Origin of the sequence: Streptomyces sp. NPDC012827, from assembly GCF_042900905.1 — a bacterium.
Taxonomy (GTDB): domain Bacteria; phylum Actinomycetota; class Actinomycetes; order Streptomycetales; family Streptomycetaceae; genus Streptomyces; species Streptomyces gulbargensis.
Window position 1 is genome coordinate 31981 of sequence record NZ_JBIBBY010000001.1, and the last position, 23121, is coordinate 55101.

Annotated in this window: 20 protein-coding genes; 5 read left to right on the top strand and 15 right to left on the bottom strand. The window is 73.7% G+C overall.

The genetic code is table 11. From position 1 onward, the window contains the following. Positions 1-15: 15 nt before the first annotated feature. Together ACFY60_RS00130 and ACFY60_RS00135 are read right to left on the bottom strand one after the other, a co-directional pair. On the bottom strand, positions 16-945 hold the full coding sequence (locus tag ACFY60_RS00130) for a hypothetical protein (protein ID WP_388608108.1): 930 nt from the start codon (positions 943-945) through the stop codon (positions 16-18). Between the two features lie 178 nt (positions 946-1123). Next, a complete protein-coding gene (locus ACFY60_RS00135; RefSeq protein WP_388608107.1) occupies positions 1124-2257 on the bottom strand; it encodes a type III polyketide synthase in 1134 nt (377 codons plus the stop codon). 188 nt (positions 2258-2445) lie between these two features. On the opposite strand from ACFY60_RS00135, the gene ACFY60_RS00140 reads away from it, so the two are divergent. After that, the gene (locus tag ACFY60_RS00140) at positions 2446-3663 is read left to right on the top strand and encodes a cytochrome P450 (RefSeq protein ID WP_388608106.1); all 1218 of its coding nucleotides are present in this window, start codon (positions 2446-2448) and stop codon (positions 3661-3663) included. Between the two features lie 39 nt (positions 3664-3702). Here the strand turns inward: ACFY60_RS00140 and ACFY60_RS00145 are convergent, their stop codons facing one another. From ACFY60_RS00145 to rimP, 9 genes are all read right to left on the bottom strand, one after another. After that, a complete protein-coding gene (locus ACFY60_RS00145; RefSeq protein ID WP_388608104.1) occupies positions 3703-4665 on the bottom strand; it encodes a bifunctional riboflavin kinase/FAD synthetase in 963 nt (320 codons plus the stop codon). 40 nt (positions 4666-4705) lie between these two features. Beyond that, positions 4706-8128: a trypsin-like peptidase domain-containing protein gene (locus ACFY60_RS00150; protein WP_388608102.1), complete on the bottom strand. Its 3423-nt coding sequence runs from the start codon at positions 8126-8128 to the stop codon at positions 4706-4708. A gap of 224 nt (positions 8129-8352) precedes the next feature. Further along, a complete protein-coding gene (truB, locus tag ACFY60_RS00155; protein ID WP_388608100.1) occupies positions 8353-9252 on the bottom strand; it encodes a tRNA pseudouridine(55) synthase TruB in 900 nt (299 codons plus the stop codon). Continuing rightward, positions 9249-9689: a 30S ribosome-binding factor RbfA gene (gene rbfA, locus ACFY60_RS00160; RefSeq protein WP_388608098.1), complete on the bottom strand. Its 441-nt coding sequence runs from the start codon at positions 9687-9689 to the stop codon at positions 9249-9251. Before rbfA ends, truB begins: the two co-directional genes overlap by 4 nt. A gap of 29 nt (positions 9690-9718) precedes the next feature. Further along, on the bottom strand, positions 9719-10012 hold the full coding sequence (locus tag ACFY60_RS00165) for a DUF503 domain-containing protein (RefSeq protein ID WP_309052113.1): 294 nt from the start codon (positions 10010-10012) through the stop codon (positions 9719-9721). Positions 10013-10152: 140 nt separating this feature from the next. Next, the gene (infB, locus tag ACFY60_RS00170; RefSeq protein WP_388608096.1) at positions 10153-13233 is read right to left on the bottom strand and encodes a translation initiation factor IF-2; all 3081 of its coding nucleotides are present in this window, start codon (positions 13231-13233) and stop codon (positions 10153-10155) included. Positions 13234-13381: 148 nt separating this feature from the next. After that, positions 13382-13663, bottom strand: coding sequence for a YlxR family protein (locus ACFY60_RS00175; protein WP_345286896.1), 282 nt, complete (start codon positions 13661-13663; stop codon positions 13382-13384). A gap of 85 nt (positions 13664-13748) precedes the next feature. After that, positions 13749-14744, bottom strand: a complete 996-nt coding sequence (gene nusA / locus ACFY60_RS00180) for a transcription termination factor NusA (protein ID WP_388608094.1) — start codon at positions 14742-14744, stop codon at positions 13749-13751. A gap of 2 nt (positions 14745-14746) precedes the next feature. Beyond that, the gene (gene rimP / locus ACFY60_RS00185; protein WP_309052109.1) at positions 14747-15244 is read right to left on the bottom strand and encodes a ribosome maturation factor RimP; all 498 of its coding nucleotides are present in this window, start codon (positions 15242-15244) and stop codon (positions 14747-14749) included. 157 nt (positions 15245-15401) lie between these two features. Between rimP and ACFY60_RS00190 the strand changes: the two genes are divergently transcribed. The 4 genes from ACFY60_RS00190 (at position 15402) to ACFY60_RS00205 (ending at position 18377) form a co-directional block, all read left to right on the top strand. Continuing rightward, complete coding sequence (locus ACFY60_RS00190) at positions 15402-15965, top strand: hypothetical protein (protein ID WP_388608092.1); 564 nt, start codon at positions 15402-15404, stop codon at positions 15963-15965. Next, positions 15962-16378 (top strand): ferritin-like domain-containing protein, encoded by a 417-nt coding sequence (locus tag ACFY60_RS00195; protein WP_388608090.1) that lies wholly within the window; start codon positions 15962-15964, stop codon positions 16376-16378. The genes ACFY60_RS00190 and ACFY60_RS00195 overlap by 4 nt, the downstream gene beginning before the upstream one ends. A 32-nt stretch (positions 16379-16410) precedes the next feature. After that, the gene (locus tag ACFY60_RS00200; RefSeq protein ID WP_388608088.1) at positions 16411-17307 is read left to right on the top strand and encodes an aminoglycoside phosphotransferase family protein; all 897 of its coding nucleotides are present in this window, start codon (positions 16411-16413) and stop codon (positions 17305-17307) included. Between the two features lie 86 nt (positions 17308-17393). Then, positions 17394-18377 (top strand): slipin family protein, encoded by a 984-nt coding sequence (locus tag ACFY60_RS00205; protein WP_388608087.1) that lies wholly within the window; start codon positions 17394-17396, stop codon positions 18375-18377. A 76-nt stretch (positions 18378-18453) separates the two neighbouring features. On the opposite strand, the gene ACFY60_RS00210 is transcribed toward ACFY60_RS00205, so the two are convergent. The 4 genes from ACFY60_RS00210 to ispG all read right to left on the bottom strand — a co-directional run bounded on the left by ACFY60_RS00210 (position 18454) and on the right by ispG (position 23054). Beyond that, positions 18454-20154 carry a proline--tRNA ligase gene (locus tag ACFY60_RS00210; protein WP_388608085.1) on the bottom strand — a complete coding sequence of 567 codons (1701 nt, stop codon included), beginning with the start codon at positions 20152-20154 and terminating at the stop codon, positions 18454-18456. A gap of 70 nt (positions 20155-20224) precedes the next feature. Beyond that, complete coding sequence (locus tag ACFY60_RS00215; protein ID WP_388608083.1) at positions 20225-20788, bottom strand: GNAT family N-acetyltransferase; 564 nt, start codon at positions 20786-20788, stop codon at positions 20225-20227. A gap of 82 nt (positions 20789-20870) precedes the next feature. Then, positions 20871-21716, bottom strand: a complete 846-nt coding sequence (locus ACFY60_RS00220) for a GNAT family N-acetyltransferase (RefSeq protein ID WP_388608081.1) — start codon at positions 21714-21716, stop codon at positions 20871-20873. Positions 21717-21896: 180 nt separating this feature from the next. Continuing rightward, positions 21897-23054: a flavodoxin-dependent (E)-4-hydroxy-3-methylbut-2-enyl-diphosphate synthase gene (gene ispG, locus ACFY60_RS00225; protein ID WP_309055970.1), complete on the bottom strand. Its 1158-nt coding sequence runs from the start codon at positions 23052-23054 to the stop codon at positions 21897-21899. Positions 23055-23121: the final 67 nt, after the last annotated feature.

Below are 23121 nucleotides of genomic sequence, written 5' to 3' on the forward strand. Positions count from 1 at the left end.
CGGATCTTGCCGGGCTCAGTGGGCGGACTCGGGCTCCGCCTCCGTCTCCGGCTGGGACTGGGGCTCGGTCTCCGGGCCGCCGTTCTCCTTCGGCGGGGCCTTCGGCATCGTCTCGCAGGAGGCGATGGCCGTGCGGGTGGAGACGGAGACGATCGCGCAGGTGTCCTTGCCGACACCGGCGTCGACCGTGCCCCAGTGCGGGCCGACCGTCAGGACGGCGCCGTCGTGGCCGCTGACCGTGTCGTCGCCGGGGCCGGCCTGGATGAGGCCGCCGGACTCCGGGCCGAGGGCGGCGGCCTCGATGCGGTCGCCCTCGCTGCCGCCGAGGACCCGGCCGGAGAAGTCGATGGTGCCGACCCTGATGAAGTCGACGCCGTCGTTGCCGGTGACGATGCCGCCGCCGCGGTTGAACTTGCCGGGCGCCCCGCTCACCGAACCGGTGAAGATCTTGTCGTTGCCGTCGTCGCCGTGCACCACGGCACCGCGTTCCGCGCCGTCACCGGAGACGGTGGCGACCTTGATGACGTCGTTGCCGCGGTTGCCCCGCACCATGCTGGAGGCCTTCTGCGGCACCAGGTGCTTGGCGCGGATGACGTCGTCGCCCTCGCCGCCCATGATGGCCGAGTCGATGACCAGACCCCGGACCTCGATCATGTCGTTGCCGCCGGCGCCCGAGACGGTGACGTTCTCCAGGTCGCTGTCGCAGAAGATGTGGTCGTCACCGTTGGTACCGCTGACGGTGTCACCGGGCGGTGCCGCCACGTCGTTCACCCAGCACTGGTGCATGGGGACGCGGGCCCGGTCGGGGGCGCCGGCCGCCTGGGCGGGGGCCCCGGCGAGCGAGGCGGTGGCCGCGCCGGCGAGGAGCGCGGTCAGGGCGGCGGCGGCCCGGCGGACACGGAGGCGCGGGCGGGTACCGCGGCGGCGAGGTGGCGTGCTGGTCATACGGCTCTCCTGTGCTGGGGGTGGTTCCGTGACGGTGACTCGGACGGGGAGAAAGGTCTGGGCCCGGGACGGGTGCGCCGGGTCGGGACGGCCGGCTGCGCCGGTTCGTACGGGAGGTGCGCCGGGTCCCAAAGGGAGCGGGCCGGTCACGCCTCCGTACGGGCGTGCGCCGTGCCGGTCAGGCGGTGGTGCTGCGGGCCGGCCGCATCGCGGGCGCGTAGCCGACGATCCGCCGTGCGTCGAGCCGCGGCTCGGGCTCAGGGGCGGAGTCGGTCCACCGGCCGAGGCACATCTCGGCGGTGATGCCGGGCCCGAAGCCGGCGAGGATGCCGCGCGCGCCCTCCGGCTGCCCGCCCTCGTCGAAGAGGCGCCGCACCGCGTCCAGGACGACGGCGCTCGCGATGTTGCCGTACTCCGTCAGCGTGGCACGGCTGAACCGGAAGGACTCCGGCGGCACTTCGAGGAAGAGGCTGAGGTCGTCGAGGATGCGGGGGCCGCCCGCGTGGATGATGTAGAAGTCCAGGTTCCCCGCGTCCCAGCCGTGCGCACCGGCGATCTCGCGCAGTGCGGGGGCCAGCGGCTCCATCGTGGTGGGGACGCGCTTGTCCAGGAGGAAGTGGAAGCCGGTGGCGCGGACGCTGTAGGCGATCCAGTCCTCGGTGTCGGGCACGAGGTGGGAGTTGTTGCGCTCCAGGGCGATGCCGGTGCCGCCCTGGCCGCGGACCACCGCCGCGGCGACGGCGTCGCCGAAGAGGCCGTTGGAGAGCAGCGAGCCGACGCCGAGGTCGGTGGGCTGGTAGCACAGCGAGCAGAACTCGCAGGCCACGATGAGGACGTTGGCCTCCGGGTAGGCGGTGCAGAAGTCGTGCGCCCGGTTGATGGCGGCTCCGCCGGCGGCGCAGCCGAGCTGGGCGATGGGCAGCTGGCGGGTGTGGCTGGGGAAGCCCATGGTGTTGATCAGCCAGGCCGTGAGCGAGGGCATCATGAAGCCCGTGCACGACACGTAGACGATCATGTCGATGTCCGCCGGACGCAGCCCCGCGTGGCCGAGGGCCTCCTCCACGACGGCCGGCACCCGGGCCTTCGCCTCCGCCTCGTACAGGGTGTTGCGTTCCTCGAAGCCGGGATGCTTCAGCGTCTCCTCGATGGGCTGCACGATGTGCCGCTTGGCGACCCCGGTGTTCCCGATCAGCCGTAGGGCCAGTCCCAGCTGGGGGTGGTCCGCATGACGTGAGCGGGCGAGTTCGAGCGTCTCCTCCATCGTGATCACGTGCTCGGGCACGGACACCGCGGGCTTGCACAGGGTCACCACGACACTCGCTCCTTCGTCTGGTTCGCGTGAACTGCGCCCACCGTCACCCGGTGATCGCCACCCCGCAACCGCGACTGCGACAGACCGGTCACGGAGGGTGAAGGGCGCCGGGACGGCGGAATGCTCCGTTCAGGGGGCTGTCGGACGCCCGCGTGTCACGGCTCCCGGCGGCCGGGAACACGGTCCTCATGACCTCCGAACCGACGGCCGCCCCGCGGCCCGCCCGCGTCTGGGCCGTAGAGGACCTGCCGGCCCTCGACTTCGACCCGCTGCTCACCGAACTCCTCGCCGAGGAGCCCGTCGCCCGCATCCGGCTGCCGTTCGCCGCGGAGAACGAGGCCTGGCTCGTCACCCGGTACGAGGACGTCCGGTCGGTGACCTCCGACCCCCGGTTCAGCCGGACGGTCCTGCTCGACCGCCAGGTGACGAAGATGACCGGCCACATGGTGGCCTCGAAGGCGGCCCTGAACTACGCCGATCCGCCGCACCACACCCGCCTGCGCAAGGCGGTGACCAAGGCGTTCACCGGGCAGGGCACCAAGCGGCTGCGCCCGCTGGCGCAGGCGAGCTGCGACCGGCTCCTCGACGCGATGGAGGAGGCGGGCCGCCCGGCCGATCTGATGAAGCACCTGCACGGGCCGCTGCCCCTGTCGGTCGTGTGCGACCTCCTCGGCATTCCGGAGGAGGACCGGGCGGAGCTGGCCTCCTGGCCCGACCTGATCCTGTCCTCCGGCCCCGGTCCGGAGAGCAGCCGGGCGGCCAAGGCGCAGATCCACGGCTACATCACGCGGCTGCTCGAACGGCGGCGCGCGGAGCCCTCGGACGACCTCGCCGGGGAGCTCGCCGAGTCCCTGGCCGAGGGCCGGATCAACACCGACGAGGCCGTCTCGCTCGCCATGGCGATCCTGATCAGCGGCGCGCACGCGGTCCGCAACAACAGCGCCAACATGGTGTACGTCCTGCTCACCCGTCCGGATCTGGAGGCCCGGCTGCGCGCCGAGCCGGAGCTGCTGCCGCAGGCCGTGGACGAGCTGCTGCGCTGGATCCCGCACCGCAACGGGGTCGGGCTGCCGCGGATCGCGACGGAGGACGTCGAGGTCGGCGGGGTGCTGATCCGGGCGGGTGAGGCGGTGTACGCCTCGTACGTGGCGGCCAACCGGGACCCGGCGGTCTTCGAGGACCCGGACGAGATCGACTTCGACCGGACGGGCATCGGCCACGTGTCGTTCGGGCACGGCCCGCACCACTGCATGGGCGCGATGCTCACGCGGATGGAGTCCGAGGTGATGCTGGGGACGCTGCTGCGCCGCTATCCGGAGCTGCGGCTCGCGGACGGCCCCGAGGGCGTGGTGTGGCAGTCCAAGGGGCTGATCCGCGGTCCGAAGGAGCTGCTGGTCACCTGGTGACGGGTCCCGTCACCCGAGCCGTCCCCCTCGGGGGGCGGCTCAGTGCGCGTGCTCGCGGTCGTACGTCCGCGTCAGCGCGCGGCAGGTCTCCACGTCGGCGGCCATCGCCCGCAGCAGGTCGTCGAGGGTGTCGAACCTGAGCATCCCGCGCACGTAGGCGAGGAAGTCCACGGCCACGTGGAGGCCGTACAGGTCCAGGCCCTCGCGGTCGATCGCGTACGCCTCGACCGTCCGCTCCTTGCCGTCGAACTGCGGGTTGGTGCCGACCGAGATCGCCGCCGGCATCCGCTCCCCCGCCGCCGTCAGCCAGCCCGCGTAGACGCCGTCGGCCGGGATCGCCGTGTGCGGCAGGGTCTCCACGTTGGCCGTGGGGAAGCCGAGTTCGCGGCCCCGCTGGGCGCCGCGGACGACGACGCCCTCGACGCGGTGCGGGCGGCCGAGGACCTCGGCGGCTCCCGCCATGTCGCCCTCGGCGACGAGCCGGCGGGTGAGCGTCGAGGAGAAGGGCTCCCCGTCTCCCGCCTCGCCGCAGACGAACAGGTCGATGACCTCGACCTCGTAGTCGTAGGTGGTGCCGAGCTCGGCGAGGAGGTCGACGTTCCCGGCGGCCCGGTGGCCGAAGCGGAAGTTCGGGCCCTCGATGACGGCCTTGGCGTGCAGCTTGTCGACGAGCACCTTGACGACGAAGTCCGCCGGGGACAGCTGCGAGAACTCGGCGGTGAACGGCAGTACGAGCACCGCGTCCACGCCGAGTTCGGCGATCAGTTCGGCCCGCCGGTGGTGCGGGGCGAGCAGCGGCGGGTGGCTGCCGGGGCGCACGACCTCGGAGGGGTGCGGGTCGAAGGTGACCACGACGGAGGGGATGCCGAGTGCACGGGCGCGCTCGACGGCCCGCCCGATGATCAACTGGTGCCCGCGGTGCACCCCGTCGTAGGAGCCGATGGTGACGACGCTGCGCCCCCAGTCCTGGGGGATGTCCTCCAAGCCACGCCAGCGCTGCACTGTGACCGCTCCTCGTCCGCCTGTTCGCCCTGTGCGCCCATTACGCAGGTCTAAGACTGCCATGCCCGCGGTCCTCGCTCGGCATCGGCATGGAACTGCCGCCGCTCCGGGGGGCCGGAAGGGCCTGCGCGAGGAGCGCGGCGAAGGCGGGGCGGGCCTCGGCGAGGGCCGCGAGGAGGCTCTCGCATCGGGCGGGTCCACCGGGCAGGCGCCCGTACAGGGCGGCGGTGCGCTCCAGGAGGGCGCGGGTGCGGGTGGCGGGCCGGCGGGCCGCGCCGAGGGCCGCCGCGACGATCAGGGCGTCCAGGACGGCGGGCTCCCCCGTCTCCGCCTCGTACGCCTCATGTTCCAGAAGTACGTCGAGCAGTTCGGCCCTCAGATGGCGTGAGGCGCCGGAGCCGGGGGCGGCGAGCACGGGGGCGAGGGCGCGCCGGACGACGGCCGGGCGGCCGCGGATGAGCCCGGTGACGAGGGGGTGGAGGACGGCCCGGGCGGTGGGGCCCTCCTCCAGGCGCCGGTCGACGTAGGCGGCGACGTGGGGGGCGCCCTCGGGGTGGCGGCCCGCGTAGTCGCGGACGAGGGCGGCGATGCGCCGGGTGAGGGCGGGGGTGTCGACGGCGGCGAGGGCGCGCAGGGCGGCGGCCGGGGTCTCCCCGGCGCCGGTGAGCCGTTCCCGGAAGGCGACGAGAACGAGTTCGGGGTGGGTGTCGAGGGCCCCGGTGAGGTCCTCGGCCGGGACGCGGGTGTCCGCGAGAGCGCGCGGCAGGTGACGGGGGCGGGTCTCGGGGTCGCGGACGAGCAGGCCGAGGGCGAGGGGGTGGAGGGTCTCGTCGCCGGGGCGGGCGAGCAGGGCGAGGGCGGCGTAGCGGAGGAGTTCGCGGTCGGCGGGGGCGGTGACGCGGGGGGCGAGCCGCCGGGCGTACGTGGCGGCGGCGGCGCGCCGTTCGGGTCGGCCGTCGTCGTGGGCCCAGCGGTCGACGGCGCGGCACAGCGCGGCGGGCTCGTCCTCGGCGAGGGCGTCGAGGAGGTCCTCGGCGAGCGGGTGGGCGGTGGCGACGAGGGCCTCGCACAGGTCGTCGACGGCGAGTGCCCGGTGGGTGTGGAGGAGGGCCTGGGCGGCGGTGGCGACCGTGGCGTCCGGGGTGGCGGGCAGGGGGCGGTCGTCGGTGAACCAGCGGCACAGGAGCGGCTGGACGCCCCGGGGGTCGGTGGCGAGGAGGGCGGCGACGGTGTCGAGGCAGCGTTCCCCGGTGGGCCCGCCGGGTGGCGGGTCGGCGGGCACGAGCCGCCGCAGCAGGTCGATCCGCTCGTCCTCGCCCAGCGCCAGGCCCTGCCAGAACTCCGCGCCGAACTCCTCGTACACCGGGTGGCGTCCCTGTCCGGTGCCGATCCGGTCGGCGAGCCGCCGCAGCACGGGCAGGTGCCCCCGCGGATCGCTCACGCCGCGCAGGGCCTCCCGCAGGAGCCTGGCCCCCCACCAGGCCCCGTCGGCGACGGGACCGGCGGGCGAGGGAGCCGGGGCGGAGTCCGGTGACGCGGTCGCGAAGCGGTCCAGGGAGTCGGCGAGGGCCAGGAGGTGCGGGAGCAGGGCCACCGGGCCCTGGGCGCGGTCGAGGCGCAGGAGGGCCTGGAGGACGGGGCCGATCCGGTGCCGGGGGACGGGGAGGGGCGCGGCGGCCGGTTCCCCGGGGGCGGCGGGCTCGCCGGAGCGGGCGGGGAGCCGGAGCGGGGTCTCCTCGTGCCAGCGGTGGACCAGGGCGTGCAGGGCGCCGCCGATGTCCAGATGGGCGGCCTGCAGCCAGTCGGCCAGCTCCTCGTGGGCGAAGCGGTAGCCGGAGCCGGCCGGGACGAGGAGGCCCTCGGTGAGGACGGCCGAGGCCCAGCCGTCCCGCCACGGGAACAGTTCCTCGAAGGAGGCCCGGTCGAGGACGCCGTGCCCGGGGCCGAGGCAGCGGCGGGCCGCCTCGTGGACGCGGCCGGTGACCCGGGCGGCGAGGCGGCGGACGGCGGTGCCGCGCGGCAGGGGCCGGGTGCCGGCGGCGACGCGGACGGCGACCCGCAGGCACATGAGGTCCAGGTAGGCGGTGAAGATCTCCTCGCGCCCCGGCCTGCCGGGGACGCCGCCCGGAAGCGCGGCCCGTACCTCGGCCAGCAGCCGCAGGGCCAGCGGGTGCCGGGCGTCCGCCTCCGCGAGGTCGCCGTCGCCGATCCCGTACGCCTGCCGGGCGGCCCTGGCCTCCGGCTCGGAGAGGTCGCCGACGGTGAGGACGGCCGGCGGGGAGCCGTACAGGCCGGCGGCCTGCTCCCAGTGCTCGGGGCGGCAGGCGAGGACGAGCCGGACGTCGTGGGCACGGAGCCACTGTTCGCCCGCGGCGGTCCACTCGGGGAGCCGGTGGGCGAGGGCCGGGGGCATCTCCTCGGGGCCGTCGAGGAGGACGAGCAGGGGGCGGCCGGCCGCGCGGGCGAGGGCGGCGCACCGCTCGGGGCCGGCGGTGGCCGGGTCGCCGGCCGTGCCGGAGGCGGCGACGATCCGCCCGGCCTGGTGCAGGGCGCGGCCGACGGCGTCGGCGAGGGACCGGTCCTCCGCGCGCAGGTCGGCCCCGCGCAGCCGCAGCGTGGGGGCGGGGGCGGCGCCCTCCGCGCGGCGGGCGCAGAGGGCGGCGAGCGCGGTGGTCCGTCCGCTGCCGGGCGGGCCGACGACGGCCAGGACCCGGGTGTCCTGCCCGGTCTCGAACCGGGTGAAGGCGCGGGTGCAGGCGGGCCGTTCGACGGGGTCGGGCCAGGGGCCGGGTTCCCGTGCGGGGCCGGTGGCGGTGGCGGTGAGTTCCAGGACGGCGGCGAGGTTGAGGTCGGGGCCGTAGGCGGGGACGGTGGCCGCGTTGCGGCGCAGGAGCGCGGCGAGCGGGCCGTGGGGGCGCAGCGGCACGGCGTGGCCCGCGGCCCGCGGGTCGCCGTGCAGGGCGGTGCCGAGGACGCCGAGGACGGTGCCGGTGGCCGCGTCGAGGACGGGGCCGCCGGTGGCGTACCCGCCGAGGCGGAGGATTTCCGTGCCCTCGGTGCCGATGGCGAGTTCGAGGGCGTCGGTGAGGGCGTGGCACCGGCCACCGGCGGGGTACGTGACGGCGGCAGGGCCGAGGACGCGGGCCTCGCGCCAGCCCTGCGCGGCGATCCGCACGTACGTGCCGGGTTCGGTCCCGGGGCGGGTCGCGAGCGGCAGGGGGCGGACGCCGAGTCCGTGGGTCCTCACCAGGGCGAGCCCGTGCTCGGGGAGGGGGGTGACGGCGTCGGCGCCGGTGGGGCAGGTCCGGTCGCCGGGGGCGCGCAGCAGGAGGCGGGTGAGCCCGTCGACGGCCTCGTGGGAGGTGACGAGAGTGCCCTCGTGGTCGGCGAGGAAGCCGGTGCCGCGCGGCGAGCCCGCCGGATCACAGATCCGTACCAGCGTCGCCAGGTCCTCGCGTCCCATGGCGTCGACGGTAGGTCGGCGGTGATCACGAAGGAAACTCACCAGGGGAACGCGCCCCCCGGCGCTCCCCCCGTTCACTCCGAGCGCCTCCCCGTCCGGGTGAATCCGCGGCCGTCCGCCGGCGGAACGGCGGCGGGACGTGGCGGGAGAACGGCCGGTGGGGCGGGCACGCGTGCGTGCCCGCCCCACCGTGAGCGCCGTGTCCGGGCCCCGGGCCCGCCGGCTCAGCCGAAGACGGCGAGGCTCTTGGCCTTGCCCCGCTGGTCCTCGACGAGGGCGAGCAGCGTCCCGCCCGGCCCGAAGACCGCGACCGGCCCCTTCGGGTAGGCGGGCATCTCCAGGCGGACCCCGTTCAGGAGCAGCCGGGCCCGCTTCTCGTCCACGTCCCAGCGCGGGAAGGCCGCCTCGGCGGCCTCGGCGACCGGCATGACCGTGAGCTCCTCCTGGAGCTGGTCGAGCGTCCGGGCCGCGTCCAGCTTGTACGGGCCGACCCGGGTGCGGCGCAGGGCGGTGAGGTGGCCGCCCACGCCGAGTCCGGCGCCGAGGTCCCGGGCCAGCGCCCGGATGTACGTACCGGAGGAGCAGACCACCGAGACGACCAGGTCGACGACGGGGGTGCCGTCCTCGGCGGTCTCCTCCCGCACGTCGTACACCCGGAAGGAGGAGACGGTGACCGGACGGGCCGGGATGTCGAACTCCTCGCCGCCGCGCACGCGCGCGTAGGACCGCTTGCCGTCGATCTTGATCGCGGAGACCTTCGACGGCACCTGCATGATGGCGCCGGTGAGCTCGGCCACGCCCGCGTCGATCTGCTCGCGGGTGACCTTCGACGCGTCGACCGACGCCGTGATCTCGCCCTCGGCGTCGTCGGTGACGGTGGTCTGGCCCAAGCGGATGGTGCCCAGGTACTCCTTCTCGGTCAGCGCGAGGTGACCGAGCAGCTTGGTCGCCCGCTCCACGCCGAGGACGAGGACGCCCGTGGCCATGGGGTCGAGCGTGCCGGCGTGGCCGACGCGGCGGGTCCTGGCGATCCCGCGCATCTTGGCCACGACGTCGTGCGAGGTGAAGCCCGACGGCTTGTCGACGATGACAAGGCCGTCGGGCGTCCTGTCTGCGGTGCTCATTCGGCGGCTTCGTCCTCGCCCTGCTTCTTGTACGGGTCGGCTTCACCGGCGAAGGTGGCGCCCGAGGAGGCCTGGCGCACCTGGGCGTCCGAGGCCCGTGCCTTGTCGAGGAGGTCCTCGATGGTCCGGGCGTTCTCCGGGAGGGCGTCGGCCACGAAGGTGAGGGTCGGGGTGAACTTGGTCCCGGCCGCCCGGCCCACCGCCGAACGGAGGACGCCCTTGGCGCTCTCCAGACCGGCCGCGGCGCTGGCCCGGTCCTCCTCGTCGCCGTAGACCGTGTAGAAGACCGTGGCCTCCCGCAGGTCACCGGTGACACGGGTGTCCGTGATCGTCACGTGCGTGCCCAGGCGCGGGTCCTTGACACCGCGCTGGAGCTTCTCCGCGACCACCTCCCGGATGAGGTCCGCCAGTTTCTTCGCCCGCGCGTTGTCGGCCACTGGTCCGTCTCCTTCTTTGCCTTGCTCAATCAGTCTTCATCAGTGTGGAACCTGCGTCGCACCGACAGCAGCTCCACCTCCGGCCGGGCGGCCACGAGCCGCTCACAGCGGTCGAGCACGTCCGACACGAACCCCGGGTCCCCGGACACCAGCGCGACGCCCAGCCGGGCCCTGCGATGGAGGTCCTGGTCGCCCACCTCTGCCGCGCTCACGGAGAACTTGCGCTGGAGCTCGGCGACGATGGGCCGGACGACGGAGCGTTTCTCCTTCAGCGAGTGGACGTCGCCGAGGAGCAGGTCGAAGGACAGGGTCCCCACATACATGTGTGTCCGGATGTCCCGCCGGTTCGGGGTCAGTGGCCCCGCCGACCGCTCGGCGAGGACACCTGAAACCGTACACGCAACGGCCGGGGCCGATCGACGGAAATAATCTCCGCCGACCGGCCCCGGCTCACCGCTGTGCGTCAGGCGCGCGGCTTCTCGCGCATCTCGTACGTCGCGATGACGTCGTCCACCTTGATGTCGTTGAAGTTTCCGAGGTTGATACCACCCTCGAAGCCCTCGCGGATCTCGGTGACGTCGTCCTTGAAGCGACGCAGGCCCTCGATGTTGAGGTTCTCCGCCACGACCTTTCCGTCGCGGATGAGGCGCGCCTTGGTGTTGCGCTTGACCTCGCCCGAGCGGATGAGGACACCGGCGATGTTGCCCAGCTTGGACGAGCGGAAGACCTCGCGGATCTCCGCCGTACCGAGCTCGACCTCTTCGTACTCCGGCTTGAGGAGGCCCTTGAGCGCCGCCTCGATCTCCTCGATCGCCTGGTAGATGACCGAGTAGTACCGGACGTCGACGCCCTCGCGCTCCGCCATCTGCGCGGCACGGCCGGCCGCGCGGACGTTGTAGCCGATGACGATGGCGTCGGAGCCCATGGCCAGGTCGATGTCGGACTCGGTGACCGCACCCACACCGCGGTGCAGGACGCGGATGTCGACCTCTTCACCGACGTCGAGCTGGAGCAGCGAGGACTCGAGAGCCTCGACCGCACCGGACGCGTCGCCCTTGATGATGAGGTTGAGTTCCTGGATCTGACCGGCCTTGAGCACCTTGTCGAGGTCCTCGAGGGACACCCGGCGGACGCGCTTGGCGAAGGCGGCGTTGCGCTCACGCGCGGCGCGCTTCTCGGCGATCTGGCGGGCCGTGCGGTCCTCGTCGACGACGAGGAAGTTGTCGCCGGCACCCGGGACGTTGGTGAGACCCAGGACCAGGACCGGAGTCGACGGGGTCGCCTCCTCGACGTTGTTGCCCTTGTCGTCGAGCATGGCCCGGACGCGGCCGTACGCGTCGCCGACGACCATGGTGTCGCCGATGCGCAGCGTTCCGCGCTGGACCAGGACCGTCGAGACGGCACCGCGGCCGCGGTCGAGGTGGGACTCGATCGCGATGCCCTGCGCGTCCTGGTTCGGGTTGGCCCGCAGGTCGAGCGAGGCGTCCGCGGTGAGGACCACGGCCTCCAGGAGGGCGTCGATGTTGAGGCCCTGCTTGGCGGAGATGTCGACGAACATGGTGTCGCCGCCGTACTCCTCGGCCACCAGACCGAACTCGGTCAGCTGACCGCGGACCTTGGTCGGGTCCGCGCCCTCGACGTCGATCTTGTTCACCGCGACCACGATCGGCACGTCGGCCGCCTTGGCGTGGTTGAGCGCCTCGATCGTCTGGGGCATCACACCGTCGTTGGCCGCCACCACGAGGATCGCGATGTCGGTCGACTTCGCACCACGGGCACGCATGGCGGTGAACGCCTCGTGACCCGGGGTGTCGATGAAGGTGATGGCCCGGTCCTCGTCGTTGACCTGGGTCGTGACCTGGTAGGCACCGATGTGCTGGGTGATGCCGCCGGCCTCGCCCGCGACGACGTTCGTCTTGCGGATGGCGTCGAGGAGCCGGGTCTTACCGTGGTCGACGTGACCCATGACGGTCACGACCGGCGGACGGGAGACCAGGGACTCCTCGCCGCCCTCGTCCTCGCCGAACTCGATGTCGAAGGACTCGAGCAGCTCACGGTCCTCCTCCTCCGGCGAGACGATCTGAACCTGGTAGTTCATCTCGTCGCCGAGGAGCTGCAGCGTCTCGTCGGAGACGGACTGCGTGGCCGTGACCATCTCGCCGAGGTTCATCATGACCGCGACGAGCGACGCCGGGTTGGCGTTGATCTTCTCCGCGAAGTCGGTGAGGGACGCACCGCGCGACAGGCGAATGGTCTCGCCGCCGCCGCGAGGGAGCATCACGCCGCCCACGGAGGGGGCCTGCATGGCCTCGTACTCCTGGCGCCTCTGCCGCTTCGACTTGCGACCGCGGCGCGCGGGACCGCCGGGACGGCCGAAGGCGCCCTGCGTGCCACCACGGCCACCGGGACCACCGGGACGGCCACCGAAGCCGGGACGACCGCCGAAGCCGCCGCCACCGCCGCCGGGACCACCCGGACGGCCACCGCCGCCACCGGGACCACCGGGACGGCCGGCGAAGCCGCCGCCGCCACCGCCGGGACCGGCCGGACGGCCGGCGAAGCCGGGACGACCGCCGCCACCGCCGCCGGGACCACCGGGACGACCGCCGGGGCCACCCGGGCCACGGCCGCCGGGGCCCGGACGCGGGCCGGCCGCGGGACGCTGCGGCATCATGCCCGGGTTCGGACGGTTACCGCCGGGCGCGCCGCCCGGACGGGGAGCCTGCGGGCGCGGCATGCCGCCCGGAGTGGGCCGGCCGCCGGGAGCACCGCCCTGCGGACGCGGGGCGCCGCCGGGGCCGCCCTGCGGACGCGGAGCACCCGGAACGGCACCGGGGCCGCCGGGACGCGGGGCGCCGCCACCGGGACGGGGCGTCTGCGGACGCGCCATGCCGGTGGAGCCACCCGAGGTGAAGGGGTTGTTGCCCGGACGCGGACCGGCCGGACGGGCACCGCCCGGACGGGGGGTCTGCTGGCCGGGGCGCGGCGCCTGCTGGCCCGGACGCGCCGACGACTGGCCCGGACGGGCACCGGTCGGACGCGGGCCGGGGGCGGCACCGCCGGGGCGCTGGCCGGAGGCCGGGGCCGCCGGAGGCGCGGTGAACTCCGGGTTGGTCGGAGCCGGGGCGGCGGGCGCCGGCTTGGGCGCCGCCGCGGGCTTCGGGCCCGGGGTGGGACGCGGGCCCGGTGCGGGCGCCGCGGAGGGCTTCTCGGCCGCCGCGGGCTTGGGCGCCGGGGTGGGCGCGCCAGGCTTCGGGGCGGCGGGACGAGCCGCCTGCGCCGGGGACGGCGCGGGGTTCGCCTGCGCCGGCTTCGGCGCGGCAGGGGTGGGCGCCGCCTTGCGGGGCGCGCCGGGCTTGGCAGCGGTCTTGCCGGCGTTGCCGCCGGGACCCTGCAAAGCGTCAGTCAGCTTGCGCACGACCGGCGCCTCGATCGTCGAGGACGCCGAACGGACGAATTCACCGAGTTCTTGGAGCTTGGCCATGACGACCTTGCTCTCGACTCCGAACTCCTTGGCGAGTTCGTATACCCGGACCTTAGCCACATCGCTCCTTTGAGGTCCGGTTACCGCCGGACCGTCGCTACTTCATGGGCGTACTCATCGCGTACTCATCGAGTGCTCATCGCAATCTCGACCTACTTCCAACTCGCGAGGTACCTGACCGCACGGTGTTCCGTGCCGTACTTCTTGTTCACTGCTGTGCCGCCTGCTCGACGTGGTGGCGGAGGGCCGCGGTGTCGAGCGGTCCCTGGACCCGGAAGGCCCGTGGGAACGCCCGGCGGCGGACCGCCAGGTCGAGACAGACCGAGGCGGGGTGCAGGTACGCACCCCGGCCGGGCAGCGTACCGCGATGATCGGGAACGCACTCGTCCTTATTCATCACGATCCGCAGCAGTTCGCTCTTGGCCGCTCGCTCCCGGCATCCCACACAGGTTCGCTCAGGGCATACGCGGGCATGCGTCCGGCCAGACACTAGTAAGTCTACCTCCCCGTAGCGACCTCACCCGTGCGGGGCAAAAATCGAACAGCTGTTGGCCAAAAACCTTCTCGGCGCGGGCTCAGTCCCGCGGCTCGGCGGGCTCGGTGTCGGGCCGGATGTCGATGCGCCAGCCCGTGAGGCGGGCGGCGAGGCGGGCGTTCTGCCCCTCCTTGCCGATCGCCAGGGAGAGCTGGTAGTCCGGCACGGTCACCCGGGCGGAGCGGGCGGCCATGTCGACGACCTCGACCCGGGAGACCCGGGCCGGGGAGAGCGCGTTCGCCACCATCTCGGCCGGGTCGTCCGACCAGTCGACGATGTCGATCTTCTCGCCGAGCAGCTCCGCCATCACGTTGCGGACGCGGCTGCCCATGGGGCCGATGCAGGCGCCCTTGGCGTTCAGGCCCGAACGGGTGGACCGGACGGCGATCTTGGTGCGGTGGCCGGCCTCACGGGCGATGGCGGAGATCTCGACGGACCCGTCGGCGATCTCCGGCACCTCCAGGGCGAACAGCTTCTTCACCAGATTGGGGTGGGTGCGCGAGAGGGTGACGGACGGACCGCGCACACCCTTCGCCACCCGGACGACGTACGTCCGCAGCCGCAGACCGTGCGTGTACTCCTCGCCCGGCACCTGCTCCTGCACCGGAAGGATGGCCTCCAGCTTGTCGTCCAGCTTGACGAGGACGTTCTTCGGGTCCTTGCCCTGCTGCACGACACCGGCGACGACATCGCCCTCGCGGCGCGCGTACTCGCCGAAGGTCACGTCGTTCTCGGCGTCCCTCAGCCGCTGCTGGATCACCTGGCGGGCGGTGCTCGCCGCGATCCGGCCGAAGTCCGACGGGGTGTCGTCGAACTCCTTCGGCTCCTGCCCCTCCTCCAGGTCGGCGGGGTCTTCCTTCGCCCACACCGTCACGTGGCCCGTGTGGCGGTCCAGCTCCACGCGCGCGTGACGGCGGGCGGACGGAGTGCGGTGGTAGGCGATGAGGAGGGCCGACTCGATCGCCTCGACCAGCAGATCGAAGGAGATCTCCTTCTCGGTCGCCAAGCCCTTCAGGAGCTTCACGTCGATGTCCACGGCTACGCCTCCTCTTCCTTCTTGTCCTTGCGGTTGAACTCGATCTCGACACGCGCCTTGGTGATCTCGGGGAAGCCGATCCGGCGGGCGGTGGCCTTGCGGCCCTTCACACCCGGCACCTCCAGGTCGAGACCGTCCTCGTCCACGCCGAGGATCCTGGCCACCAGGTCCCCGCCCTCGGAGAGCTGCAGACGCACCAGCCGTCCGGTGGCCCGGACGTAGTGGCGGTGCTCGGTGAGGGGGCGGTCGGCGCCGGGGGAGCTGACTTCGAGGACGTACTCGCCCTCGCCCATCGCGTCGGTCTCGTCGAGCTTCTCGGAGATCGCGCGGCTCAGCTCGGCACAGGCGTCCAGTTCGACGCCCTCGTCGGAGTCGACGACGACCCTCAGCAGTCCGCGGCGGCCGGCCCGGGACACCTCGATCTCCTCCAGATCCAGGTCCTTCGCGTGGACGAGCGGCTCAATGAGTCCGCGCAGCCTGTCGCTCTGGGTGGTGCTCATCCGGGTGACTCCTCGGCCGCGTGTGCTGTTGTGGGTTCGTCGCGTGTCAGATCAAAGGGTATCCGGTCCGCGAGGGTGTTGCCGCCCACCGGCCCGGGGGCCGCGGGTACGCTCGCCTGCGGTGATCTGACGATCTTTCGAACTGAACGGAGAGAGCGTGACGACGACGGGCAGGCGCGCGCTCCTGGCGGCGGGCGCGGCGACCGGGGCCGCGGCGGTCCTCACGGGCTGCACCTCCGGGGACGGCGGGGCGCGGCGGCCGGGCGCCGAGCGGGCGCGGGCCGAACGGGTGGCGCGCGCCGAGGCGGCGCTGCGGAAGCGGTCGGTGGCCACCGCGCGGACCCTGGTGGAACGTTACGACGCCACCCTCGCCGCCCATCCCCCGCTCGCCGCCCGGCTCGGCCCGCTGCGCGCGTCCGCCGCCGCGCACGTGAAGGCGCTCGGCGAGGGCGGCACCGACGTCCGGCCCGCCACCGCCGCACCCACGGCCGCCGCCTCCTCCCCCACCTCGCCGGCGGTGGCCGCGACGGCCGCGCCCGCTCCGGTGCCGGCCGACCCGGCGGTGGCGCTGGGGGAGCTGGCGTCCGCCGCCCGCAGGGCCGCGGACGCCCACACCGCGGCCCTGCTCACCGCCCCGCCGGAGTACGCCCGGCTGCTCGCCTCCGTGGCCGCCGCCGGCGCCGCCCACGCCTTCCTGCTGACCGAAGGAGCCCGCCCGTGAGCGCCCTCGACGCGGTCCAGGCCGCCCTGGCCGCCGAGCACGCGGCGGTGTACGGGTACGGCGTCGTCGGTGGCCGGATCGGTACGGACCGCAAGGCGGAGGCCACCGCCGCCTTCGAGGCCCACCGGGCCCGGCGGGACGCCCTGCGGCGGACCGTGCGGGACCTCGGCGGCGCGCCGGTCGCCGCCGCTGCCGCGTACCGGCTGCCGTTCGCGGTGGACGGTCCGGCGGGCGCGGTGCGGCTGGCAGCCGACCTGGAGGACCGGGTGGCCGGCGTCTACTCCGATCTCGTCCGGGCGGCCGAGGGCCCGTTGCGGGCCGAGGCCGCCGCCTCGCTGCGGGAGGCGGCGGTACGCGCCGTCCGCTGGCGCGGCACCGGCGTAACCTTTCCTGGGCTCGCCGAGCGCGTGTGAGTCCGGCCCGGGCCCCGACCAGAAGGACACGCATGGCTTTCGAACCGCCGCAGCGACTTGTCAGGGGGGTCGGTGAGACCTACGGGGACGTGGCGTCCGACTGGCTGGAGGCGCTCCCCGGCCTGGTCGAGCGGGCGGTCGGCCGGGCGTCGCTCGCCCCCGGCCGGGTGGTCGCCCCCGGCGGGCGGAGCAGTCTGGTCCTCCTCGTGCGCCGGTCGGACGACTCCCCCGCCGCCCTGAAGGTCGCGCCGCCGTTCGCCCGTCCGGACCTGGAGGGCGCGGCCCTCGCGCACTGGAACGGCTGGGGCGCGGTCCGGCTGCTCGACGGGGCCGGAGAGGACGCGCTCGTCCTCGAACGGCTCCAGCCGGAGGTGTCGCTGCGGTCCCTGCCCGAGGCGAAGGCGCTCCTGGAGGCGGCGGGCACGGTCCGCAGGCTGTGGGTGGAGCCCCCGGCCGGGCACGGCTTCGAGACGGTGGCCGAGCGGTCGGCCCGGCAGGCCGCGGCCATGGAGCCGTACCGCGCCGACCCGGGGGCGGGCGCGCTGACGGCGGCGGCTCTCGCGGCGCGCGAGGAGCTGACCGCCACGGAGACCGAGACCGTGCTGCTGCACGGCGCCTTCCGGCAGGGCAAGGTGCTCGCCGGGGACCGGGCGCCCTGGCTGGCCGTGGGGCCCGAGCCGCTGGTCGGTGAGCGGGCGTACGACCTGGCGCGGCTGGTGCGGGACCGGGTGGAGGACCTGGTGGCCGCCTCGGCGGGCGCCTCGGTCGCCCGGCGCCGGGTGAACAAGCTGGCGGACTCCCTGGAGGTGGACCGGGAGCGGCTGCGGGGCTGGACGCTTTTCCGGGCGGTCGAGTCGGGTACGCGGGCCCTGACGGCGGGGCGGCGGCAGGACGCGGAGCTGCTGCTGGAGTTCGCGAGCTGGCTCTGACGTTCGCGCGGCGCCCGAGCGGGAATACCCTTTCTGTACCGTTTCCAGACGGTCGGTACGGTTCTGCTCGACCTCAGGGGGCCGCGATGATCCAGGAGCTGCTGATAACGGCGGCCGGTACCGGAGCGGCCGCCGTCGCCTACGTGGGCGCGGCGGCCCGGGTGGTGAAGCAGTACGAGCGGGGGGTCGTCTTCCGCTTCGGGCGGTTGCGGGGCGAGGTGCGCCGGCCCGGCTTCACGATGATCGTCCCGGGGATGGACCGGCTCCACAAGGTGAACATGCAGATCGTCACGATGCCGGTGCCCGCGCAGGAGGGCATCACCCGGGACAACGTGACGGTACGGGTCGACGCGGTCGTCTACTTCAGGGTCGTGGACGCCGCCGAGGCGCTGGTCCGGGTCGAGGACTACAAGTTCGCCGTCTCCCAGATGGCCCAGACCTCGCTGCGGTCCATCATCGGCAAGAGCGATCTCGACGACCTGCTGTCGAACCGGGAGAAGCTCAATCAGGGTCTGGAGCTCATGCTCGACTCGCCCGCCATCGGCTGGGGCGTCCAGATCGACCGGGTGGAGATCAAGGACGTGTCCCTGCCGGAGACGATGAAGCGGTCGATGGCCCGGCAGGCGGAGGCCGACCGCGAACGGCGGGCCCGGCTGATCAACGCGGACGCGGAGCTCCAGGCGTCGAAGAAGCTGGCGGAGGCGGCCCACCAGATGGCGGACGCGCCGTCCGCGCTCCAGCTGCGGCTGCTCCAGACCGTGATGGCGGTCGCCGCCGAGAAGAACTCGACGCTGGTGCTGCCCATCCCGGTGGAACTGCTGCGGTTCCTCGAGCGCGCCGCGCCCCCGCCGGGACAGCCGGAACGGGCCGGGGCGGGTCAGGAGGGCCAGGCCGCCCGGGCGGCCGAGGAGGCCCGGGCGGCGGCGTGGGCGCCCGTCCCGCCCACCGGCGCGGAGGCGGGTGTGCCACCCGGCGACGCCTACCTGACGGGACGCGCGGACGCCTCGGGTGCCATCGAGGACCTCACGGGCACCTCGGTCGAACCGGCCCCGAAGGAGGAGCCGGCCTGACGGACCGAGCGGCCGGGGACGGCGAAAGGGCCGGGCCCCGGGCGGAGAGGCCCGGGGCCCGGCCCCGTACGGCGGATCAGGCGGAGAGGCGGGCGATCGCCTCGGCGACCGGCAGTTCCTCGCGCTCGCCCGTGCGGCGGTCCTTGAGCTCGACGACGCCCTCGCCGGCCCGGCGGCCCGCGACCAGGATCTTGGGGACACCGATCAGCTCCGCGTCGGTGAACTTCACGCCCGGGGAGACCCCGGCCCGGTCGTCCACCAGGACGCGCAGACCGGCCGCGGCCAGCTGGTCGGAGACCTCCAGGGCAAGCTCGGTCTGCAGCGCCTTGCCGGCGGCGACCACGTGCACGTCGGCCGGGGCGACCTCGGCCGGCCAGCACAGGCCCTTGTCGTCGGCGGTCTGCTCGGCCAGCGCGGCGACGGCGCGCGAGACGCCGATGCCGTACGAGCCCATGGTGACGCGGACCGGCTTGCCGTTCTGGCCGAGGACGTCGAGCTTGAGGGCGTCGGCGTACTTGCGGCCCAGCTGGAAGATGTGGCCGATCTCGATCGCGCGGTCCAGCTTCAGGCCGGTGCCGCACTTCGGGCAGGGGTCGCCCTCCTCGACGACCACGACGTCCACGTACGCGTCGACCTCGAAGTCACGGCCCGCGACCACGTTCTTCGCGTGCGTGCCCTCCTTGTTGGCCCCCGTGATCCAGGCGGTGCCGGGCGCCACGCGCGGGTCGGCGAGGTACGTGACCTTCTCCAGACCCTGCGGACCGACGTAGCCGCGGACCAGGTCGGCGCGCTCGGCGAAGTCGGTCTCCGTCACCATCTCGACGGTGGCGGGGGCGAAGTGCGCCTCCACCTTGCCGAGGTCGACCTCGCGGTCGCCGGGCACGCCCACGGCGACGATCTCGCCGTCCACCTTCACCAGCAGGTTCTTCAGCGTGGCCGAGGCCGGGACGCCGAGGGAGGCGGCGAGGGTCTCGATGGTCGGGGTGTCGGGGGTGGGGATCTCCTCGGCGGCGGGCACGGCGGCGGCGTCCACCGGCTTCAGCTCGAAGGAGACCGCCTCGGTGTTGGCGGCGAAGTCGCAGTTCGGGCAGTCGGCGAAGGTGTCCTCGCCGGCCTCGGCCGGGGCCAGGAACTCCTCCGACTTCGAGCCGCCCATGGCGCCCGCCGTCGCCGCGCAGATGCGGTAGTCGAGGCCGAGGCGCTCGAAGACCCGCTGGTAGGCCTCGCGGTGCAGGGCGTAGGACCGGGCCAGGCCCTCGTCCTCCAGGTCGAAGGAGTACGAGTCCTTCATCAGGAACTCGCGGCCGCGCAGGATGCCGGCGCGGGGGCGGGCCTCGTCACGGAACTTGGTCTGGATCTGGTAGAGGATCACCGGCAGGTCCTTGTAGGACGAGCACTGGTCCTTGACCAGCAGGGTGAAGATCTCCTCGTGGGTCGGGCCCAGGAGGTAGTCGCCGCCCTTGCGGTCCTGGAGACGGAACAGCTCGGCACCGTACTCGTCCCAGCGGCCGGTCGCCTCGTAGGGCTCGCGGGGCAGCAGCGCCGGCAGGGAGACCTCCTGGGCGCCGATGGCGTCCATCTCCTCGCGGACGATCCGCTCCACGTTGGAGAGGACCTTCTTGCCGAGGGGCAGCCAGCTCCAGATGCCGGCGGCCGTGCGGCGGACGTAACCGGCGCGGACGAGGAGCTTGTGGCTGAGGACCTCGGCGTCCGCCGGGTCGTCGCGCAGCGTCTTCGCCATCAACTGGGACATGCGCTGGACCGGTGCCTTGGCCATGGTTCTCGTACTCCTGCCGGGGGAAGGGTGATGGCCCCGAGGTTATCCGGGCCGCCCCTGCTCGGAGAAATCAGTTCCCCGGCGTGCCCGCGCCCCCGCGCCTGAGGGGCAGCGGAGCGCCCATGACCGCGTACGGGCGGTCCGCGCTCGGGAAGTGGACCTGGCGGGCCAGGTCCGTGTAGCCGAGCGACCGGTAGAGGGCGCGCGCGGGGCTGTCCGTGTCGATCGCGGAGAGGATCGACCGTTCCTCCTCCGCCGTGTCCGTGATGGTGGTGATCAGGGCCCGGCCGACGCCCCGGCCCTGGAAGTCGGGGTGCACGTGCAGTTCCGTGATCACGAACGACCCGACCAGCCAGTCGGCGGTGCCCGTGGCCCGCAGGTACGGCTCCACCACCGTCGACCACCAGTGCGTCCGGTCGTTGGGCATCCCGTACACGAACCCGGCCAGCCGCCCGCCCGGCGTCAGCGCCCCGTACGCGCGGGCCCCCGGGCTCAGCAGATGGCGCAGCACGATGTGCCGGCGCACCGCCACCTCGTCGTCGTCGAGCCCGAACGCGACCGCCTGCACGGCGAGCGCCTCGTCCACCCGGGCGGCGAGGTTGACCGGAGCGATCTCGACCTGTGCGTCATCCATGCGGCGCACCCTACAAGCGCCCGCCGCCCCGGAACAGCAGCTCAGGGGTGCGGGGCCGGTCGCGCCCGGCCGGAACGGGCCGTCAGAACAGCACGCTCATGAAGGCGCCCGTCTCCCGGAAGCCGACACGGCGGTACGCGGCCCGGGCCGGGGCGTTGTAGTCGTTGACGTACAGGCTCACCACCGGCGCCACGTCGGCCAGCGCGTAACGCAGCACCGCCGCCATGCCCGTCTCCGACAGGCCCCTCCCCCGGTGGTCGGGATCGACCCAGACGCCCTGGATCTGGCAGGCCTGCCGGGTCGCCGCGCCGATCTCGGCCTTGAAGACGACCTTGCCGTCCTCGATCCGGGCGAAGGACCGGCCCGAACCGACCAGTTCCGCCACCCGCGCCTGGTAGAGCAGTCCGCCGTCCCCCGCCATCGGGGAGACCCCGACCTCCTCGGTGAACATCGCGACGCACGCCGGCAGGATCACGTCCATCTCGTCCTTGCGGACCCGGCGCACGTACGGATCCGGTACGACCTCCGCGGACGGCTCGTCCGTCACCATCAGCGGCTGGCACGGCCGGACGTCCCGCGCCGGGCCCCAGCTCGGTTCGAGGAGCCGCCACAGTTCACCGGTCGGACCCGCGGGGCCCACGATCGACGAGCACCGGCGGCCGACCCGGCGCGCCCGGTCGGCGAACGCCCGGACCGCCTCCGGAGTCGCGCAGATCGGCACCAGATTCGCGCCCGAGTAGCAGAGCGACCGCAGCCGGCCGTCCTGGTACCAGCCCCACATCTCCCCGCCCAGCCGCCACGGATCGAGACCCGCCACCTGGACGCGGGCGGCGACGAAGGCGTTCTCGACGGGGGCGCTCTCCAGAACGGCGAGCGCGGCGCCGATGTCGGCGGGCTCGAGGACCCGGGTGTGGGTTTGCGTCAGCACGTGGGGGCCTCACGGGACGGTTCTGCTGGTGCTCGCACTGTACCCCTTCCCCTTTTCCGGCGGGCTCGGTTCACCTCCGGGCACCGGGGGCCGTATGCCCGGGCCGCCCGGCCCCCATGCGCGGAACCCCTCCGGCCGGCGGGGCGGAGGGGTTCCGGGGGACGGGGTGCCACAGGGGCGTCAGCCGGCGACGGCCACCGTCGGCTCGCCGCTCTCGATGCCGTCCTTCTCCATCTGCTCGGCGATCTTCAGCGCCTCCTCGATGAGGGTCTCCACGATCTTCGACTCGGGGACGGTCTTGATGACCTCGCCCTTCACGAAGATCTGGCCCTTGCCGTTGCCGGAGGCGACGCCGAGGTCGGCCTCGCGGGCCTCGCCCGGGCCGTTCACGACGCAGCCCATGACGGCGACGCGCAGCGGGACGGTCATGCCGTCGAGGCCGGCGGTGACCTCCTCGGCCAGCTTGTAGACGTCGACCTGGGCCCGGCCGCAGGACGGGCAGGAGACGATCTCCAGGCGGCGCTGGCGCAGGTTGAGCGACTCCAGGATCTGGATGCCGACCTTGATCTCCTCGGCCGGCGGCGCGGAGAGGGAGACCCGGATGGTGTCGCCGATGCCCTCCGCGAGCAGCGCGCCGAAGGCCACGGCCGACTTGATGGTGCCCTGGAAGGCGGGGCCCGCCTCGGTGACGCCGAGGTGCAGCGGGTAGTCGCACTGGGCGGCGAGCTGGCGGTAGGCGTTGACCATCACGACCGGGTCGTTGTGCTTGACCGAGATCTTGATGTCGCGGAAGCCGTGCTCCTCGAAGAGGGACGCCTCCCAGAGGGCGGACTCGACGAGCGCCTCGGGGGTGGCCTTGCCGTACTTCTGGAGCAGCCGGCGGTCGAGGGAGCCCGCGTTGACGCCGATGCGGATGGGGACGCCCGCGTCCCCGGCCGCCTTGGCGATCTCCTTGACCTTGTCGTCGAACTGCTTGATGTTGCCCGGGTTGACCCGGACGGCCGCGCAGCCGGCGTCGATGGCCGCGAAGACGTACTTCGGCTGGAAGTGGATGTCCGCGATGACCGGGATCTGCGACTTCTTCGCGATCGTCGCGAGGGCGTCGGCGTCGTCCTGCGTCGGACAGGCCACCCGGACGATCTGGCAGCCGGAGGCGGTCAGCTCGGCGATCTGCTGGAGCGTCGCGCCGATGTCGGAGGTGCGGGTCGTGGTCATCGACTGCACCGAGACGGGTGCGTCGCCGCCGACGGCCACGCTGCCGACCTGGATCTGACGGCTCTTGCGCCGCTCGGCGAGCCGGGTCGGGACGGTAGGGATACCGAGAGAAATCGCGGTCATCTGTAGTGCAACCTCAAGGTTGTGCGTCGGCGGGCTCAGGTCTCCGAGGTTACCGCCCCGGGCGCGG

Coding starts and splice junctions, on each gene's coding strand:
- ACFY60_RS00130 (WP_388608108.1), bottom strand. CDS start 945: ATGACCAGCACGCCACCTCGCCGCCGCGGTACCCGCCCGCGCCTCCGT.
- ACFY60_RS00140 (WP_388608106.1), top strand. CDS start 2,446: ATGACCTCCGAACCGACGGCCGCCCCGCGGCCCGCCCGCGTCTGGGCC.
- ACFY60_RS00150 (WP_388608102.1), bottom strand. CDS start 8,128: ATGGGACGCGAGGACCTGGCGACGCTGGTACGGATCTGTGATCCGGCG.
- truB (WP_388608100.1), bottom strand. CDS start 9,252: ATGAGCACCGCAGACAGGACGCCCGACGGCCTTGTCATCGTCGACAAG.
- ACFY60_RS00165 (WP_309052113.1), bottom strand. CDS start 10,012: ATGTATGTGGGGACCCTGTCCTTCGACCTGCTCCTCGGCGACGTCCAC.
- rimP (WP_309052109.1), bottom strand. CDS start 15,244: ATGAGCACCACCCAGAGCGACAGGCTGCGCGGACTCATTGAGCCGCTC.
- ACFY60_RS00200 (WP_388608088.1), top strand. CDS start 16,411: ATGGCTTTCGAACCGCCGCAGCGACTTGTCAGGGGGGTCGGTGAGACC.
- ACFY60_RS00205 (WP_388608087.1), top strand. CDS start 17,394: ATGATCCAGGAGCTGCTGATAACGGCGGCCGGTACCGGAGCGGCCGCC.
- ACFY60_RS00210 (WP_388608085.1), bottom strand. CDS start 20,154: ATGGCCAAGGCACCGGTCCAGCGCATGTCCCAGTTGATGGCGAAGACG.
- ACFY60_RS00215 (WP_388608083.1), bottom strand. CDS start 20,788: ATGGATGACGCACAGGTCGAGATCGCTCCGGTCAACCTCGCCGCCCGG.
- ispG (WP_309055970.1), bottom strand. CDS start 23,054: ATGACCGCGATTTCTCTCGGTATCCCTACCGTCCCGACCCGGCTCGCC.